Raw genomic sequence first — 16770 nt, 5'->3', positions numbered from 1 at the left:
TAGAATTGTGCATTCTTGCGCAAAACAATTTTATGATCAATTTGATTGGTACGCAAATCAGGAGAACACAGTATGCGTGCCATCGGATTTTTTGAACCACTTCCTATTGATGACCCGAAGTCGTTGACTGATCTCGACCTACCAAGGCCGGTGCCTTCCGGAAAGGATCTTCTCGTTGAGGTCAAGGCTGTTGCGGTCAACCCAGTCGACACCAAGGTGCGGCAATCCCGAACTTCGCAAAACGGCGCGCCAGTCGTCCTTGGATACGACGCGGCCGGGATCGTCGCCGAAGTGGGTCCTGACGTTACCAGCTACAAGGTGGGCGATGAGGTCTATTATGCCGGCGACATCACCAGGGACGGAACCAACTCGGAGTACCATCTCATTGATGAACGCATTGTGGGCCGCAAACCCACGAGCCTGAGTTTTGCCGAGGCAGCAGCCATGCCCTTGACGGCGATCACCGCCTGGGAAGCCCTGTTCGACCGGCTGAAGGTGAATGACCCGGTTCCAGCTGGTTCGAACACTCTCCTGATCATTGGCGGCTCGGGAGGCGTCGGTTCCATTGCGGTTCAACTTGCCCGCCAATTGACGAACATGACGATTATCGCAACTGCTTCAAGACCGGAGAGCCGTTCCTGGGTGAGTGAGCTTGGTGCGCATCATGTTCTCGATCATTCAAAACCGATGGCGCCTCAGATCGAAGCCCTGGGACTGGAAGCCCCCGGCTATGTTTTCTCGACAACGCACACAGAGCAACACGTGAACGATATTGCAGAATTGATCGCGCCACAGGGCCGTTTTCTGCTCATCGACGATCCCGACAACGTCAGCATTGGGCCCTTCAAACTGAAGGCGATATCGATCCACTGGGAGATGATGTTTACCCGTTCCATGTACCAGACGACCGATATGGATGAGCAACGCAAGCTGTTGAACAACGTCGCTGACCTTGTTGATGCAGGCAAGCTCAAGACCACGTTGACGGAAGTGATTGAACCCATCAATGCAAGTAATCTGCGCGTCGCGCATCAGAAGATTGAAAGCAATAAAACCATTGGGAAGATCGTTCTTGCCGGGTTTTAGGATCAAGTGATGCCGTTTAACAGGTGACACTTACCTCCTCTTGCACATTCAGGCTGCCATCTTCATGCTTTCGCTGGAGGCTTGGTGATGGCGGAACACAACGTTGAAGACATTCGGATCAAGCTCTTGTCGCTCAAGTCCGAACTTGAAACATTGAGCGAATTGTCCGGGGAAGCCCGTGCCACGGTGGAGCTAGATCAACAATCAGTCGGTCGATTGTCGCGTATGGACGCGCTTCAAGGACAAGCGATGGCACAGGCAGCCGAACGGCAGCGCCGGGCGACAATCCAGAAAATCGACGCGGCCTTATCAAGGTTGGAAGCTGGCGAATACGGTGACTGCGTGGAGTGCGGTGAAGAGATTTCCGTGAAACGGCTACAGGTGGACCCGGCCGCAGCATTCTGTATCAAATGCGCAAGATAAGGGCACACATTTCGCTCTCAGGTCTATCGCTCGAAATGTCGACGCAAGCCTGTCAGGAAATCCGACACTTTTCGTGAAATCTCAATCAGCGGGAACGCCTTCAGCCGAGATTCCGTCCAGTCTGACTGCGGAGCAAGCTGCATCTGCAGTTCGATTAGTGCTTGTCGTTCCCCGATACCAAGCGGAAGTTTTTCAGCCGCTGCCAGGAGCAGCAGTTTCTCATGAATTTGCCGTAGGATGGAAAGCGCCTCACCCATCCGTTCCGTAAGTCCGGGATCTTCCCGCCATGTGTGCCCGTGAAACACTTCCTGCGTCACACGTTGTCCTGCACCGTGACAATCATAGGTAATGCATCCACTGAATCCGAGACGCGACCTGTCATCGAAGATGGCACAACGTCCGCAGCTATCCAGGTTCGGGCAAACCTCGCCTGCTGCCTTGTCGATACCAAAGGACTCGGATTGGTCAAATGCAAAGACAACACAGCAAAGGGCTGCACAAGAAGCACAGTCTGGTGTCAGGTCCGGATGCCGTGGTGTATTCATTCACGCTCAAATCTCAACAAGGCGCTGAGCCACCAATTTCGAGAGCTCGTTTTGTGATCTTTCGAAAGCCTGTCGATTATTCAAATCTATTAAGTTGAGCAATCCAGTCTCTTTTCAAGAAGAGACTTCTTCCCCGTCAACTCTGACAGCCATGAAGGACTTGGTCAAAAACAGGAATTTTTCCTGCTTGACGAGCGCATCATCGAAAAGCGCCTTGAACATGGACTTGCTCAGCAGGCGCGCACTTTCGACGATTTCGACGGCCTCATCGGTATTGGCACCCTTTGCCCAATGCCCCAAGGAAAAGTGAGCAACAAGCCAGACCCTTAAGGGCTTCGGCAGCCAATGGAAAAAGAGCGTCATGCAATGCGGCTCAATGGGGAACCAGAAATTTGGTGTCTGGACAAAATAACCGCCGTGGAAATCCCGGATATTTGACGCAAACCGCTTCATTTGCGCCCAGTCACCAACATGCTCGATTACGGAGTTTGAATGGATCAGGTCATAGTCCTGAGGGTCCAGGTAACTCCAGATGTCTTCTGTGGCATTACCTGTTAAAAAATCAAATCTCCCGTCTGCCTCAAAGGCTTGAGATCCCGGTAGATTTAAAAGTGTAATCTGTACGTTGTTGCGATCCAGAAAATCTTTGTCGATGATGTTCCAATATTGAACAGTCCCGCCAATATCTAGTATTTTTACACGGCCCTTCTCAGAAAACTTACTTTCTATCAATTCACAAAAATACTTAATTCTCTTTTTTCTAGCTGCTTTGCCGAGACTGAAGCCGTCATTTTCATATCCAGAAATAATTTTAGTTAATTTACTCACTTCAATCATTCCCATCTTTATTCGGCGAAGCAACTGACAGAGCAACAGTTTGTGGACTGTTTATATGAGCGCCTGCAAATATTCAGTTAATCGAAGCAAATTGCAGTTCGCTCACAGCATCGAGGCGCTATAAACAAAAGCAAATGCACAAACACTGACCTTTCGCCAATGCATGCAGGCTCGACAATCGTTCGTGCAATCACATTCCTGCGTTCGCAGAGTTACCTGCGATATTTTGGTCCGCCCACGTCAAGACCCGCCAAGCGACGTCGGGTCCAAGTGATCCAAAGCCTTGCTTATTCCCACTCAATAGTGCCGGGTGGTTTTGACGTAATGTCATAGGTTACGCGGTTGATGCCCTGTACCTCATTAATGATACGGGTTGCCGTCTCACCCAGGAAATCATGCGTGAAGGGGAAATAGTCGGCGGTCATGCCGTCGACTGACGTCACGGCTCTCAACGCGCAGGCGTAGTCATATGTGCGGCCATCGCCCATGACACCGACCGTTCGCACTGGAAGGATGGCAACGAAAGCCTGCCAGATATCGTCATAGAGACCGTGCTTACGGATCTGGTCGATATAAACCGCATCAGCCTTTCGAAGAATTTCAAGTTTCTCGCGGGTAATTTCGCCCGGGCACCGAATGGCAAGGCCCGGTCCGGGGAACGGGTGGCGGCCGATGAACTTCTCGGGAAGGCCGAGTTCACGGCCAAGCGCCCGCACCTCATCCTTGAAGAGTTCACGCAGCGGCTCGACCAGCTTCAGTCCCATCTTTTCCGGCAACCCGCCGACATTATGATGCGACTTGATGGTGACCGACGGACCTCCGGAGAAGCTGACGCTCTCAATCACGTCCGGATAGAGCGTACCTTGAGCGAGAAACTCAGCGCCCTCAATCTCATTCGCATGTTTCTGGAAAACGTCAATGAACAGTTTTCCGATGATCTTGCGTTTGGTTTCCGGGTCGGAAACACCGTCCAGCTCTCCCAGGAACAGTTCGCTTTCATCCGCATGGATCAAGGGAATGTTGTAGTTATCCCTGAACATGGACACCACTTCTTCCGCCTCGTTCAGGCGCAACAAGCCGTGGTCCACGAAGACACATGTGAGCTGATCCCCGATCGCCTCATGGATCAATACAGCAGCAACGGAGCTGTCGACACCACCGGACAGACCACAAATGACCCTCTTGTCACCGACCTGCTCGCGGATGCGCGCAATGGCATCGTCCTTGTAGGCTCCCATAGTCCAGTCACCGGTAAAGCCGGCAAGTCGGACGAAATTCTCATAAAGCTTCTTGCCGTTCGGCGTGTGGTGCACTTCCGGGTGAAACTGTACGGCGTAGAAGTTTCTCTCCTTGTCCGCGGTAATCGCGTAGGGAGCGTTTGGCGATGTGCCGAAGACCTCAAAGCCTGGTGCGATCCGGCTGACATGGTCGCCATGGCTCATCCAGACCTGTTCTTTCCCGTCGGCAAACCATCCATCCAGGATCGACAGTTTGTTCTCGACAGGTGTCACGAATGCTCTGCCAAACTCGGCCGTGCCGCCACCGCCGGAAATCTTGCCACCGTCAACCTGTCCGCCCAGCTGTTGCATCATCACCTGTTGGCCGTAACAGATCCCCAGGATCGGAACGCCCATTGTGTAGACACTTTCCGGCGGACGTGGTGAACCGGCTCGTGTAACCGAATCCGGGCCGCCTGAGAAAATTACCGCCTTGGGCGAAAACTCGCTCAAAAAGGCGTCGGTAACGTTCTGATATGGGTGGATTTCGCAGTAGACATTTAACTCGCGCAGGCGCCGCGCGATGAGCTGCGTGACCTGGGAGCCGAAGTCGATGATAAGAAGGCGCTGATGCTGGGTCATGGCCAGCTTCTAACCGGTCTTTTGAGTAAAATGAACCCGAATTTCACAGCCGATGCTGTCCCGCACAAGATTTTGCCGCCAACGCCTGTTTCGCGGCTTTCTTGTGTCGTAACTTTGGCGGGCAAATGTTTCCGGCGGACAAGCTGTGTACGGCTGAAATTCGCTTTTGACCGGCGCGCGCCTGCTCCTTAGGTTAACCATAAGCCCCCGTGCTTCGTCTCCGGTGAGACAAGCTGCTGGCAGGTGCTTTTAGGAAAACCGACCCAGATGACCGCAGCTGCCCGTAAAGCGTTTGAAGAAGCCGTAGCCCTTGAAAATGCGGGCAATCTTGACAGGGCGCTGGTGTCTTATCTGAAAGCCCAGGAACTGTCGCCGGACGACACGGAAATTGCCTACAGAACGGCATCCGCGTTGCTCCAGACCGGTTATCTGGACGAGGCGCAATCGCAGTTGCGCCGCATCGTGTTTGCCGAACCAGACCACCTGAATGCTCGCGCGAGTCTCGGAAACTGTCAGTTGCTGCTCGGTGACATGGCAAACGCTCGGCAAAATTTTGCTGATGTGCTCGCCCAAGCACCGGACAATCGAAATGCGCTCTATGGTCTTGCCAGTGTCTTGCTGAAAGAAGACAAACCCGAAGAAGCTTCCGTTCCGGCCCGACGCCTGGTCGAGCTATTGCCGGATACGCCAGCTGTCTTGTCTCTTTTCGCAGACACACAGGCGCGTGTTGATCAAAAGGCAGCAGCGATCGCAGCTTATCGGAAAGCGCTGAAGGCCGATCCGGATTACGGTCCTGCACTAATTGGTCTTTCGCAGACATTGCTGCTGCGTAAGCGCTTTGACGAAGTGATCGAGCTGACGATCCGGGCAAGTGAGCGAGCGCCGGCAGACCCGCTTCCCCTGGACCTGTTGTCCGATGCACTCGCCGGGAAAGGCGCCCTGGAAGATGCTCGTGAAGCCGCGCTTGCCGCGTTGAAGCTATCTCCGAGATCAATACAGACCCACGTTCGGCTCAGCAGTATTGCGCGTAAGTTTGGAGATCATGGTGCAGCTCTGAAACACGCTCTGGCCGCGCACGATCTCGACAAATCAGCAAAAGAACCTCTGAATGCACTTGGAGCCGCCCTCGCCGCACTCAAATATTCCAATCAGGCCAGATCCGTCCTGACGGCCATGTCTCGAGGCGACGGTCTGGAGCCGGCCATTCGAGAACTCGTCGAAGGCCTGGTTGTCGCCGAAAGGAAATCACCGGAAGCAGGCCCAGTAAGCTCGCCTGCGACTTCAGCAACGGAAGAACCCTCGTCAGATAATCCCGACGCTGCTGTAAAAATCGCTCAAGAAAAAGAAACCAAACAGGAAATTCAACACCAGGAAAGCCTTGAGCCCGTGACTTCGAAGAAGTTACTCGCAACAGACGGCGATCAATTGCCGAACGTTCTTGGGCTGCGCCGTCAGGACAGATCCTGACGGCAAAAACTGTCTGATCTCACTGCACGCGCCGGAACAGGGCAATGAAGAAACCGTCCGTTTGGGTAGACCCGGGCGTCAGCAGAATGTCGCCACGGTCGGAAACGTATTTCGGGAGCCGTGCATCCGGCAGAGTTGTTTTCCAGATATCCAGTGCGGAAACAGACTGGAACGATGGATTTTGCTCCAGGAACCAGTCCGCCTGGGCCTGGTTTTCCTCACGCAGGACGGAACAGGTCGCGTAGGCGAGACGTCCCCCCGGCTTGACGTATCTGCTCGCGCTTTCCAGTACACGGCGCTGGTCTTCGATACGATCCTGCAAGGCCTTTTCCGCCAGCTTCCACTTGGAGTCCGGCCGGCGACGCCATACGCCGGTCCCCGTGCAAGGGGCGTCGATGAAAACCAGGTCCATCTGATCGACAAGATCGTCTAGGCTTGAGGTTGCAGGATCTCTCACCTGAATGTTTCGAACACCGGCCCGCTGCAGTCTTTCGTGGATCGGAGCAAGCCTGAGCCGGTCCGCGTCATAGGCATATAGCTGCCCCTTGTTCTGCATGGAGGCAGCCAGAGCCAGTGTCTTGCCACCACCGCCAGCGCAAAAGTCCAGCACCTGTTCGCCAGGTTTGGCTTGTGCGAGATGAGCCGCCAGTTGGCTGGCCTCGTCCTGCAATTCAAACCAACCCTTTCGGTAGCCTTCCTCGGCCTGAACATGCGGCATGCGGCCAAGATCAGGCTTGGCCTCGATGCGTGCACCAACTGGTGACAGCGGTGTTGTCTTTGCCCCGGTATGAGCCAGCCGCTTGAGAACCTTGTCCCGGTCAGATTTGAGCGTATTGGTTCTCATGTCGACCGGAGCGCGTGTTGCCAGCGCCTGGCCTTCTGCAATGGCGCTTTCGCCGAAGACGGTCTCAAAATATGGCCAAAGCCATTCTGGAATATCTGCCTGTTCAAAAGGCGACGGCGTGCTGTCAGGCTCCTGCGAGAGGCAAGCGATTTCATCAGCTGACAATGCAGCCGGAGCATGATGATCCTGCTCAAGAATGTCGCTTAACGCCTGCAGGCCTTTGCCCCAACTCAGGCAATAGGTCGCAAGAACAACGGCTCTTGCCGAACCGTCTTTCATTCTTGCACCAAGCGAAGCCTTGTTCCGAAGTGCGTCAAACACAAGATTGCCGATGACCGTCCGGTCACCAGAACCTGCAAACCGGTGTGCGGAACCCCAGTCTTTCAGGGAAAGCTGCACAGGCCTGTGCCGCGTTTCCACTTCAGTCAGGACTTCAATTGCCGCCGCCAGGCGTCCGCCATCTTTCATGCTGTTCCTTTGCGGGGCGCCTGTAGCAAAGCGCCCCGATACCGAGTAGTTTAAACGTTGGACGGGTAATTTGGGCTTTCCCGTGTGATCGTCACATCATGGGCATGGCTTTCCCGCAGGCCTGCACCAGAGATCCGCACAAAACGCGCCTTTTCCTGAAAATCAGGAATGTTGCGGCCGCCAACATAACCCATGGCAGCTCTCAAGCCACCTGCTAGCTGATGCAGAACGCTGCCAAGCGCACCTTTGTAAGGCACCTGACCTTCGATGCCTTCCGGTACAAGCTTGAGACTGTCGCGTACTTCCGCCTGGAAATAACGATCGGCCGAGCCACGTGCCATGGCGCCGACGGACCCCATGCCCCGATAAGATTTGTAGGATCGTCCCTGGTGCAAATAAACCTCGCCCGGGCTTTCTTCAGTGCCTGCCAGAAGAGAGCCGACCATGACGGACGCCGCGCCGGCGGCAATCGCCTTGGCCAGGTCACCGGAAAATTTGATGCCGCCATCGGCGACCACCGGTACGCCCTGCTTGTCCGCTTCGTTCACTGAATCCATGATGGCCGTTAGCTGCGGAACACCGACACCAGCGACAATTCGGGTGGTGCAAATGGAACCCGGGCCAATGCCGACTTTTACCGCATCTGCACCGGCATCAATCAAAGCCTTGGTTGCGTCACTGGTTGCAACGTTGCCTGCAAGTACCTGTACGGAATTGGAAAGGCTTTTTACCCGGCCGACCATGTCGAGGACCTTCTGGGAATGACCATGGGCCGTGTCGACCACAAGTAGGTCCACACCTGCGTCGATCAGACGTTCTGCACGGGCAAACCCTTCTTCCCCGACGCTAGTTGCTGCCGCAACGCGTAACCGGCCCTGATCGTCCTTGGACGCATTCGGATTGAGCTGTGCCTTTTCCATGTCCTTGACGGTGATGAGACCGATACAGTTCCGGTTGTCATCCACGACCAGAAGCTTTTCGATGCGGTTCTGATGAAGGAGCCGCTTGGCGTCATCCTGGCTGACGTTCTCGTTGACAGTGACGAGATCGTCCTTCGTCATCAGTTCATGGATCTTCTGGTCGGGATTGGACGCGAACCGCACGTCCCTGTTTGTCAGGATGCCAACCAGCTTGCCAGTGGTCTGACCGCCTGCTCCGCCGTTTTGAACGACCGGAACGCCGGAAATGCCATACCGTTTCATCAGGTCAAGAGCGTCCTGCAGGGTCGCGTCCGGCCCGATGACCAGCGGATTGACCACCATCCCGGATTCGAACTTCTTGACCATCCGGACCTCCTCGGCCTGCTGGTCGAGAGAAAGGTTGCGGTGAATGACGCCAATGCCACCAGCCTGAGCCATGGCGATTGCCAGACGGCCTTCGGTAACTGTGTCCATCGCCGACGAGATGATCGGAATATTGAGTTCAAGTTCCCGTGTGACCCGGGTGCGCAGGTCAACTTCACCCGGCATGACTTCCGAGTGGCCAGGGATCAGCAAGACATCGTCAAACGTCAGGGCTTGCTGTCCAGTGGTAGGGACATAGAAGGATGCCATTGCCAATTCCCCTTTGTAAAAAAATAGCTGAGACGCACGCTTTGATCAAAAGCCTGCATCTTTCGAGTCGCTTCGGCTGTGCCGGAGAAGTTGGCGCGGGTCAATAACACGCAGGTGACAGAAAGAAAAGGGGGTGACGCCCGCTATGGGGCGTTCCCCCTGTCTCTCATGGCAAACCGGCTTCCCGGTCGAGTTGAAAACGGTTCAGTCCGGATCAAGATCACTTCCGCGAAAGCCCTTCGCGATCACATAAAGTTCCGGGCTTTCCTTGCGACTTGCCGGCGGTTTCAGATGGGCGACCGATTTGAATTCGCGTTTCAGGTCGTTAAGCAGTGCATTTTCCGTCCCGCCCCGAAAAACCTTCGCCAGGAACGAGCCACCCGGAACGAGGTTGCGTCTCGCGAAATCGATTGCGATCTCGAAAAGATGCGTCGTGCGCAAATGGTCGGTCTGCTTGTGGCCGGTGGTCGGCGCCGCCATGTCGGACAGAACGACATCGGGCTTGTGGCCACCGAGCGCTTCCAGCAAGGCGGCTGGAGCATCGTCGTCCAGGAAGTCTTTTTGCAGGAATGTCGTTCCTCGCACGTGGTCCATTTCCAGATAGTCGATCCCGACCACCTTGGGCGCTTCCACGGAGGACTGCACCCTTTCCACCGCAACCTGACACCAGCCACCCGGTGCGCAACCAAGGTCGACCACCCGGTAACCGGGTTTCAGCAATTTGTGCTTGTCGTCGATCTCTATCAGCTTGTAGGCAGCTCGCGACCTGTAACCGTCCATCTTCGCGCGGCGCACGTATGGATCGTTCAATTGCCTCTGCAGCCAACGCGTGGAGGATTCGCGCCGACCAGCGGACGTCTTCACCTTGACGTGGAGACCTCGGTCGCCTGTTCCCTTTTTGCCCTGACTCATGTTCTGTTCCCTTGGCGCCCGCGATTATGCCGAGAGCCGTTTTTGCGGTGCGACCAGACACCATCGGCCGCCATCAATTCTGTAAGAATACCTTCGCGAAGTCCTCTGTCCGCGACGCGCAGACGTGAGCAACTCCAGCGGCGGCGGATGGCTTCCAGGATGGCACAACCTGCCAGAACAAGATCAGCCCTATCCGCACCAATGCATGGATTATCCACGCGTGCCTCATAAGGCATGTCGCGCAGCTGATCAATCATTCTGGAGACGTCCCCATCTTCCAGCCAGGTACCGTCGACCCTGCGCCTGTCATAACGTTTCAGGCCCAGATGGACACCGGCCAGTGTGGTGACCGTACCAGATGTTCCGAGCATATGGACCCTGCCCGACGCGATAGCTTCTGTCAGGTTATTAGCAAGATTGAACGCTGCCAGATGTTCGGCGGCATCTTCAATCATGGCTTCGAAGATATCCGGTGTCACGTGAACACCGCCGTGACGCTCTGCAAGGTTGACGACGCCGACCGGCAACGAGATCCAAGACCGGATGAAGCGGGTCAATGCATAGCCCCGTGCGCCACAACGGTTGCGCAGGTCCAGCCAGACGATCTCTGAGGACCCTCCGCCGATATCGAACAGAATCACGCCATCGGCGTCGTGATCCACAAGCGAAGCGCATCCGGCGACTGCCAGGCGGGCCTCTGTCTCGCGGTTCACGACCTCGAGCGCCAAACCTGTCTCCGCCTTCACCCTTTCGATGAAGTCAGCACCATTTTCGGCTGCCCGACAGGCCTCTGTCGCGATAAGCCTTGAGCGAGCAACCCCTCTGTCGGCAAGTTTCCGGTGGCATTGGGCAAGAGCATCGATTGCTCGCTCCATGGCCGCATCGCTCAACATTCTGTTCGAGCCGACACCTTCTCCGAGGCGCACTATTCGGGAATAGGCGTCGACCACACGAAATCCGCGATCTTCAGGTCTGGCGATCAAAAGACGGCAATTGTTGGTCCCAAGATCAAGCGCGGCATAAAGCGGTGAGTTGTTCCTGCCTGCAGACCGATCGAATGGTGCGGAATTACGAGAACCGTCGACCTGTTCCTTCCGGCCAATTGACGAACGATTTTCACCATCCCGACGCACACGCAATTCGTGATTACGGTGGGAGGGGGTACTGGTACTCTTTTCGAGTGTCTTTGAGCTGACAACGATGTCGCCATCGTTTGTCCTTGCAACAGGTGCTGCTTCCGCTCCGTTGGTGGACTGTTTGCGCCGTCGGCCACGTCTACGGGCTGCCTTCTTTCCCTTCAGGCTCGTCGTGGTGTCAGGTTGTCGTTCCGCACCATCCTGGTTCAGCCCACCTGCCTGGACGTTTTGCACGCCCTCACCACCGGCTGCCCGCCCGCGCTTCCGTTTTTTGCGACGTTTCTGGGAAGTGGACGCACCCTCACCCTTTCGCGCAGGCTGTTCCTGCGCGGCGAGTGCTTGATCGACGGGTCCGGTCACAGCACTGGACGGATTTCGCCCGTCCGTATCAGGCACTCCGTTGACGACACCGTTTGCCTGTGTCGCAGAGTTGCCTTTGGGGCGCTTGCCAGACTTGCGCTTTCGGCGTCGTCTGGATGTTCCCCCGGGCTCCCTGGGAGCCCCGCTGGTTCCGGACACATCAGGGGTACGACGCCCTTTCTCGGGCGGTTCCTGACCTGACTGAGTCACGTTTTTGCCTTTCAGATCTCCAGTGCTGCCGCCGTTTTTCAAGGGGCGCTGCTGGGGACTGCGTCTTTCGTTGACAAAACTGTAACAGGTTGCCCCTCGTCGGAAAAGCTTTCCTTGAAACGAATGCATACAGTCTTTCGCGAGACTTTCCACAGGCATGCAATTTCACAAAAAAGTCGTCGACGGGTCTTGCAATCGTGAATGTGATGGATGTATATGCGGCACACCAATCGAGAGCGACCAATCATTTCGCCCTGTACCGACGATTGGCAGCTCGCCTTATGAGCATTGTTGGGGAATAGGTTAACGGTAGACCCACGGACTCTGACTCCGTTAGTCCTGGTTCGAATCCAGGTTCCCCAGCCAACTCTTTTCCATTGTATAGTCAATGACTTAGTTGTCAGAGTTTGCGTGACTTTATGGTGCGCATGTCGTGTTTGATCACTCGCAATTTCCCGCCATTTCCTTTGGTTTCTCTGCGGTTACGGCGTCTCCATGCAACATGTTTGCAACATGAGATATCGGTCAAAGTGATTATCGAGAGCATCGACATTCCTGCCGAAATCATGTGCTAACTGCACTGACAATTGTGTCTTTGGACGTGAAGCGAGACTAAATCGGGCCGGAAAACGGTCCGACCCTATTTGCTATCGCGGGGTCACGGGTTCGAGTCCTGCCGCCGCAGTAATATTGGAGTTGTCCCAGCCTTACACGAAAGGTGCATCGCGCAACTGCGAATGACGCTTAGATTTTGGCGATAAGTGTTGTAGCGCGCAACTTCGATTGGCGAGACGCGCAACTTCGAATGGCGCCCAGATTTTTGAATTATACACATTCAGAATTCGGCCCGGAGCGGTTAGTGAATTGCAGATACGCTGCTGCGGTGCGGTCAGCCGAAGCCGTCATTCATTGCATTTGCGAAGTCCCTTGCCGTAGGGCAGAGGCAATGCGGGTAAATTAGGCCTAAATTGAAATGGCGGATTGGAAACGCACCTAACTGTCAGTTAATTGGAGAAAATTGGCCTGCTTCCGATTGGCGACAACGACGCTCGCCCCGTACACCACGGTCGCAACCACAAAACCCAGCAAGGCGGCAGTGTTGATATCAATTAACGTCAAGCAGAGAGCTACGACGAGCCCAGAACACATCGAGGCAACAGCACCCCAGCGCGTCTTTCGCTTCAGATAGAGCGCGCCAAGGGCGGCCGGCAGGAACACTGTTAGCGAGTTGAAGGCTGCGATGACATTTGAGAGCACGTCACCGAAGGCGAGCGCGGTCATTGTCACAAGCACCATCAAGCAAAGGATAATCCACCGCAGTGCTGAAAGCCTTCGGTCACCCAACGCCACCGTCAACGGCATAACGAATGTATCGATGGACGACATGATGCACGCGGTGAACATGGCCGTGGCCGACCAAGCTGCACCCGCTGGCATCAATCCGGAAAAGGTATCGAAAACGGAGCCGCCGCCCGACCAGTATCCGGCCAGCGAAATCATTGCGTAGCAAGCGCCGCAAACCACCGCTGCTCCCAGATAGCTGGCCACCGCGACCCTATCGCTACTCGCCACCGTAACGCGCTGCCAATTGTCAACGGCCAGCACGGCGCTCCACGGAAGGAGCAGCCAGATCCCAATAAGGATTGTCGGCTGAAACGGCTCAATCTGAAGGAAGTCGACCGATGCCCCCGAAAGCTGAGGCAACCCGAGCGCGGCCACGGCAACCGCACCCAATATGATGGCTGATTGCAGAATGTCCGTCGTCACGGCCGCCCGGTAGCCGCCCACAAGCAGATAACCCGTCAGCACAGCCGCGCAAACAATCGTTGCCAAAGCGGTCTGCCCTGCAAAAAGACTGGCAGCAATGACGCCCAGAGCGCTTAACTGAACCGCAGAGCGCAGGATGAAGACCACCGCGATGGGAAGCCACGTAAGCCAATTCCCTCTGGTTTCATGCGATCGCGCAATCAAGTCGATCAGGCCGATAGCCCCCACTACCGCAGCCCGCCGGCGGATCAGAGGCGCCATGAGCGCGCAGAGTATCAGGCCGAGCGCATAAGAAGCGGCGATCGAAAACCCGATCACCGGGCTCTGCGAGGCAAACAGGAACAGGGCGACAAACGTACCGATCCCGATGTTCCCACAAATGGCCCCGGCCGCCGTGGCCAAAAAGCCGTTGCCCCCTTTGTTGCTGACGAAAGCACCGATCGGGTCGTCACCTCGAAATCGTCGCTGAACCGCAAGGGACGCGAGCAGAGGCAGCAACAGCACAATGGCGATCGCCAACATGCTGCCGAAGCGGGGATCATGCATTCCGGTTATTTCCCGTCGGCCAGAAGTCCAAGAGGCCCCTGAAGCAATCGTGCCGTCAGTTCGGTCTGACCTTGCACGCCGACCTTTTCGTAGACCCTCTTCAGATGCGTCCGGGTCGTGTGAATGGACACGTCGAGTTGGCGCGAAATTTCGGTTGGCGACAGTCCATTGACCAGGCAGCACGCCGCCTGTGCTTCCTTAGCAGTGAGGCCATAGCCGAACTGAAGCAGCTCATGAAATGTGTCAGAGAGATCACGCGTCTCGGTATCCGCAGCCCGCAAGATCATCACACCCGACGCCCCCTGCCTGTTTAAGGATGTCTGGCGTAGAGTTTGCGGCCGAAAGTGAAAACCGACCGCCTTTCCCCCGACCATCAGCAGCGCCTCACCCTGACTTTTGCGGGATTTGTTTCGAAAATCCGTATTCAGCAGCATCGCCAAAGCGTTGTTCAGGGCCACCATATCTTCGCTGTCCGCATCAAATCGAACACCTCCGACGAGGGTCGAAACAGCTTCCATAAAGGGACGGTTTGCATAGGAAATTTCGAAGTCATCGTTGACGATGGCCATGCCGATCTCGAAGCGCTCGATCACTTCATGCAAGACAGCACCGACGGCGGCCGAGCGCATGATCTGCCGGTTGAGGCTAAAGGACCGATCCCAGTGCGGCATCAATTCCGCAACTATGGTCTCCAGCTCTTGCTCCTCCAGACCGTTTTCGCCGGAAGCCGCAAAGGCCACCCGATACAGCATCTCGATCCAGCGGTTATCATCGGAGATTGCACCGTAACAAAGCTCCACCAGCGCGTCCGGCTTCAGCTCATGCCGAATGTCTGCCAGGCCCAGGCGCTGAAGGATGTCCTTGCTCACCCCTTCGATTCCGCCGCCATCAGCGGCTTCACGCGATGTGTTGTCGGGATTGAGCGGGAGCCCTTCGCACCAATCATCAATAATGCTGGAAATTCCAAAGCGTCGATCTTCGGCAAACAAGGCGGTGCGCCCGCCTTCGACGCAGTGGCTCTCAACATCATAAACACCCACTTTGTTGAAATGCTTCCGGATCGGGGCGATGAAGCGGCCATTCGCGGTCATCGGGTCATCCCCGCCATACAACAGAAGAACCCGGGTGCCCTCTTTCACCTCAATGTTGCGAGGCCATTTCCATGCTTTTTCAATTCCGCGGAAAAGCTCGTAGAAATATCCTGTCGTGGGGGTTGGCCAGGCATAGGGATCATCCAGGATGGATTGGGTGAAAGCCTTGTCCGACGAAATGACATCGATCAGGTTTTTCCGGTCTTCCAGGTGCGCTCCCAAGAACGTATAAAGCTGGTAAAAGGTCAGTTCATCGGGGCGCTCTGGTGGATGTAGAAGCGCTCGAACCCGCGTTATGCTTCTCGCAAGTTTCATCAAGCCCGGCTGATTGGGCGGCGGCGTCACGAACACAATATTGCGGGCGAGATCAGGCTGAGCCTTAAGGCACTCGAGAACCAGAAGCGCCCCGATATTGGGCGCGACAATAAGCCGGTCCTCCCAGGGGATGCCGTCGAAGGCAGCCTCGAGCCCCAACTTGAAATCGCTGACCAGGTCATCCCAGCCGCGACCGATTTCAAGATGTGCGTAGGGCGCACGCTCTGACACTGAATAACCATGCCCGCGCAGGTCAATTCCGTGAACGGTCCAGCCGCGGTCGGCCAACCCTTGCATGGTCTGCGAGATATTCAGCGTATGGAGGGCTTGGCTATGGGTCACGAAAGCAGATTTTCCGCTGGGTTTGTCTGCTGGAAAAGTTCTGAAGGCGAGCGGCACGCCGTCCATCGTGACTATGTTGCGTGTTTGCATATTGGATTGGCTGGAACTGAGGGCACTGCGAGAGAACATCATCGAATGTCAACTGCAGGTACAATTACTTCTCGGAAAGAGCCCTCGAATTACCATGCCGAAACCGGCAAGTAAATGACAAACTATTGTTTTTTATCTCAAATTGACTGAGTAGAACCATCTAGGCAACTAGGTGACACTCGAAACCCAGTGACGATTTCGTTTTGGCGCCAGGGACACCGGTGCATTTCAAGCGTGTTCTCCGGCGCGCCAGGACTTAGCCTGCGGCCCAAAAAGTCAGCGGTTGAGGAACCGGCTGTTCACCCACCCCGTCGTCGGCCCTTGTCTGGTCAGACACCACTCTCCAAGGCAGTGGTTGTTCACAATCTCGATCCCGCAACTGCCTGCTGCGAACGTTCCGATCCGGCCATAGTCGGCACCTGGACCTGAACGCACATTCAGATAGGAATTCACTCCTGTCACGCAGCCCGGGCGGCCGACATTGGCAGGCCTGCCTGCACCGGTTTGCAAGGCATTGAACTGCAGGTTGGCGTTCGGACCCGTGTAGACGTTATCGACGATCCGGCAGCTCATGCCGGAAAGAACCGGGGCAGCACCGCTCAGCTTGAAGCTTTGACCGGGCACGAAGTCACCATAGACGTAGTAGTCGACCTCGCCGCAATTGGCATTGAAGATGCGGCTCATTCCCTCAAGATACCCGTTGGAGACCTTGCCATCGAAGAGAAGCGTCCCAGGCCTGACGCCGTGAGCCGACAGCCCCTGTCGCGGCTTTTCATAGTAGATGCGAACGGAGGAGCCACTGACCTCCACACGCATGGTTGAGCCGTTGTGTTCGTAGCGATGGTCAGCCGCCACCCCGGGCGCCACGCTGGCGGCGATCAGCCCGACACTCATGATGAGCTTCATAATCCTGTGCATG

The 16770-nt window shown here is 55.7% G+C and carries 13 protein-coding genes and 1 tRNA gene; 4 read left to right on the top strand and 10 right to left on the bottom strand.

Annotated features, from left to right (window positions below; genetic code table 11):
* Positions 1–72 precede the first annotated feature (72 nt).
* Positions 73–1086: a zinc-binding alcohol dehydrogenase family protein gene (locus tag ACYQ6M_RS13895; protein ID WP_022998665.1), complete on the top strand. Its 1014-nt coding sequence runs from the start codon at positions 73–75 to the stop codon at positions 1084–1086.
* An 87-nt stretch (positions 1087–1173) separates the two neighbouring features.
* Positions 1174–1509 (top strand): TraR/DksA family transcriptional regulator, encoded by a 336-nt coding sequence (locus ACYQ6M_RS13890; protein WP_022998666.1) that lies wholly within the window; start codon positions 1174–1176, stop codon positions 1507–1509.
* Positions 1510–1532: 23 nt separating this feature from the next.
* On the opposite strand, the gene ACYQ6M_RS13885 is transcribed toward ACYQ6M_RS13890, so the two are convergent.
* From ACYQ6M_RS13885 to guaA, 3 genes are all read right to left on the bottom strand, one after another.
* Positions 1533–2054, bottom strand: a complete 522-nt coding sequence (locus tag ACYQ6M_RS13885) for a hypothetical protein (RefSeq protein WP_022998667.1) — start codon at positions 2052–2054, stop codon at positions 1533–1535.
* A gap of 114 nt (positions 2055–2168) precedes the next feature.
* Positions 2169–2891 (bottom strand): methyltransferase domain-containing protein, encoded by a 723-nt coding sequence (locus ACYQ6M_RS13880; RefSeq protein WP_031268507.1) that lies wholly within the window; start codon positions 2889–2891, stop codon positions 2169–2171.
* Positions 2892–3178: 287 nt separating this feature from the next.
* Positions 3179–4750, bottom strand: coding sequence for a glutamine-hydrolyzing GMP synthase (gene guaA, locus ACYQ6M_RS13875; protein WP_062488775.1), 1572 nt, complete (start codon positions 4748–4750; stop codon positions 3179–3181).
* Positions 4751–5017: 267 nt separating this feature from the next.
* On the opposite strand from guaA, the gene ACYQ6M_RS13870 reads away from it, so the two are divergent.
* Positions 5018–6217, top strand: coding sequence for a tetratricopeptide repeat protein (locus tag ACYQ6M_RS13870; RefSeq protein WP_075282780.1), 1200 nt, complete (start codon positions 5018–5020; stop codon positions 6215–6217).
* Between the two features lie 19 nt (positions 6218–6236).
* Here ACYQ6M_RS13870 and ACYQ6M_RS13865 read toward each other — a convergent pair whose 3' ends face one another.
* The 4 genes from ACYQ6M_RS13865 to ACYQ6M_RS13850 form a co-directional block, all read right to left on the bottom strand.
* Complete coding sequence (locus ACYQ6M_RS13865) at positions 6237–7529, bottom strand: RsmB/NOP family class I SAM-dependent RNA methyltransferase (protein ID WP_460074363.1); 1293 nt, start codon at positions 7527–7529, stop codon at positions 6237–6239.
* 50 nt (positions 7530–7579) lie between these two features.
* Positions 7580–9082 carry an IMP dehydrogenase gene (gene guaB, locus ACYQ6M_RS13860; protein WP_022998672.1) on the bottom strand — a complete coding sequence of 501 codons (1503 nt, stop codon included), beginning with the start codon at positions 9080–9082 and terminating at the stop codon, positions 7580–7582.
* A gap of 204 nt (positions 9083–9286) precedes the next feature.
* A complete protein-coding gene (locus ACYQ6M_RS13855) occupies positions 9287–9994 on the bottom strand; it encodes an RlmE family RNA methyltransferase (RefSeq protein WP_022998673.1) in 708 nt (235 codons plus the stop codon).
* Positions 9991–11364, bottom strand: coding sequence for a Ppx/GppA phosphatase family protein (locus tag ACYQ6M_RS13850; protein WP_460074362.1), 1374 nt, complete (start codon positions 11362–11364; stop codon positions 9991–9993). The genes ACYQ6M_RS13855 and ACYQ6M_RS13850 overlap by 4 nt, the downstream gene beginning before the upstream one ends.
* A gap of 628 nt (positions 11365–11992) precedes the next feature.
* On the opposite strand from ACYQ6M_RS13850, the gene ACYQ6M_RS13845 reads away from it, so the two are divergent.
* A tRNA-Gln gene (locus tag ACYQ6M_RS13845) sits at positions 11993–12066 on the top strand.
* A 627-nt stretch (positions 12067–12693) separates the two neighbouring features.
* On the opposite strand, the gene ACYQ6M_RS13840 is transcribed toward ACYQ6M_RS13845, so the two are convergent.
* The 3 genes from ACYQ6M_RS13840 to ACYQ6M_RS13830 all read right to left on the bottom strand — a co-directional run bounded on the left by ACYQ6M_RS13840 (position 12694) and on the right by ACYQ6M_RS13830 (position 16769).
* The gene (locus ACYQ6M_RS13840; RefSeq protein ID WP_460074360.1) at positions 12694–14013 is read right to left on the bottom strand and encodes a hypothetical protein; all 1320 of its coding nucleotides are present in this window, start codon (positions 14011–14013) and stop codon (positions 12694–12696) included.
* 5 nt (positions 14014–14018) lie between these two features.
* Complete coding sequence (locus ACYQ6M_RS13835) at positions 14019–15893, bottom strand: serine aminopeptidase domain-containing protein (RefSeq protein WP_460074359.1); 1875 nt, start codon at positions 15891–15893, stop codon at positions 14019–14021.
* Between the two features lie 234 nt (positions 15894–16127).
* Entirely contained in the window at positions 16128–16769 is a 642-nt protein-coding gene (locus ACYQ6M_RS13830) for an SH3 domain-containing protein (protein ID WP_460074357.1), read from the bottom strand.
* Position 16770: the final 1 nt, after the last annotated feature.

It is taken from the genome of Roseibium sp. ROS1 (genome assembly GCF_054658215.1).
This window is presented reverse-complemented; position numbering and strand designations above follow the sequence as displayed.

Excerpts from the sequence above, each read along its gene's own strand:
- ACYQ6M_RS13885 (WP_022998667.1), bottom strand. The coding sequence starts at position 2,054 with ATGAATACACCACGGCATCCGGACCTGACACCAGACTGTGCTTCTTGT.
- guaB (WP_022998672.1), bottom strand. The coding sequence starts at position 9,082 with ATGGCATCCTTCTATGTCCCTACCACTGGACAGCAAGCCCTGACGTTT.
- ACYQ6M_RS13870 (WP_075282780.1), top strand. The coding sequence starts at position 5,018 with ATGACCGCAGCTGCCCGTAAAGCGTTTGAAGAAGCCGTAGCCCTTGAA.
- ACYQ6M_RS13835 (WP_460074359.1), bottom strand. The coding sequence starts at position 15,893 with ATGATGTTCTCTCGCAGTGCCCTCAGTTCCAGCCAATCCAATATGCAA.
- ACYQ6M_RS13830 (WP_460074357.1), bottom strand. The coding sequence starts at position 16,769 with ATGCACAGGATTATGAAGCTCATCATGAGTGTCGGGCTGATCGCCGCC.
- ACYQ6M_RS13890 (WP_022998666.1), top strand. The coding sequence starts at position 1,174 with ATGGCGGAACACAACGTTGAAGACATTCGGATCAAGCTCTTGTCGCTC.
- ACYQ6M_RS13880 (WP_031268507.1), bottom strand. The coding sequence starts at position 2,891 with ATGATTGAAGTGAGTAAATTAACTAAAATTATTTCTGGATATGAAAAT.
- ACYQ6M_RS13840 (WP_460074360.1), bottom strand. The coding sequence starts at position 14,013 with ATGCATGATCCCCGCTTCGGCAGCATGTTGGCGATCGCCATTGTGCTG.
- ACYQ6M_RS13855 (WP_022998673.1), bottom strand. The coding sequence starts at position 9,994 with ATGAGTCAGGGCAAAAAGGGAACAGGCGACCGAGGTCTCCACGTCAAG.
- guaA (WP_062488775.1), bottom strand. The coding sequence starts at position 4,750 with ATGACCCAGCATCAGCGCCTTCTTATCATCGACTTCGGCTCCCAGGTC.
- ACYQ6M_RS13895 (WP_022998665.1), top strand. The coding sequence starts at position 73 with ATGCGTGCCATCGGATTTTTTGAACCACTTCCTATTGATGACCCGAAG.
- ACYQ6M_RS13865 (WP_460074363.1), bottom strand. The coding sequence starts at position 7,529 with ATGAAAGATGGCGGACGCCTGGCGGCGGCAATTGAAGTCCTGACTGAA.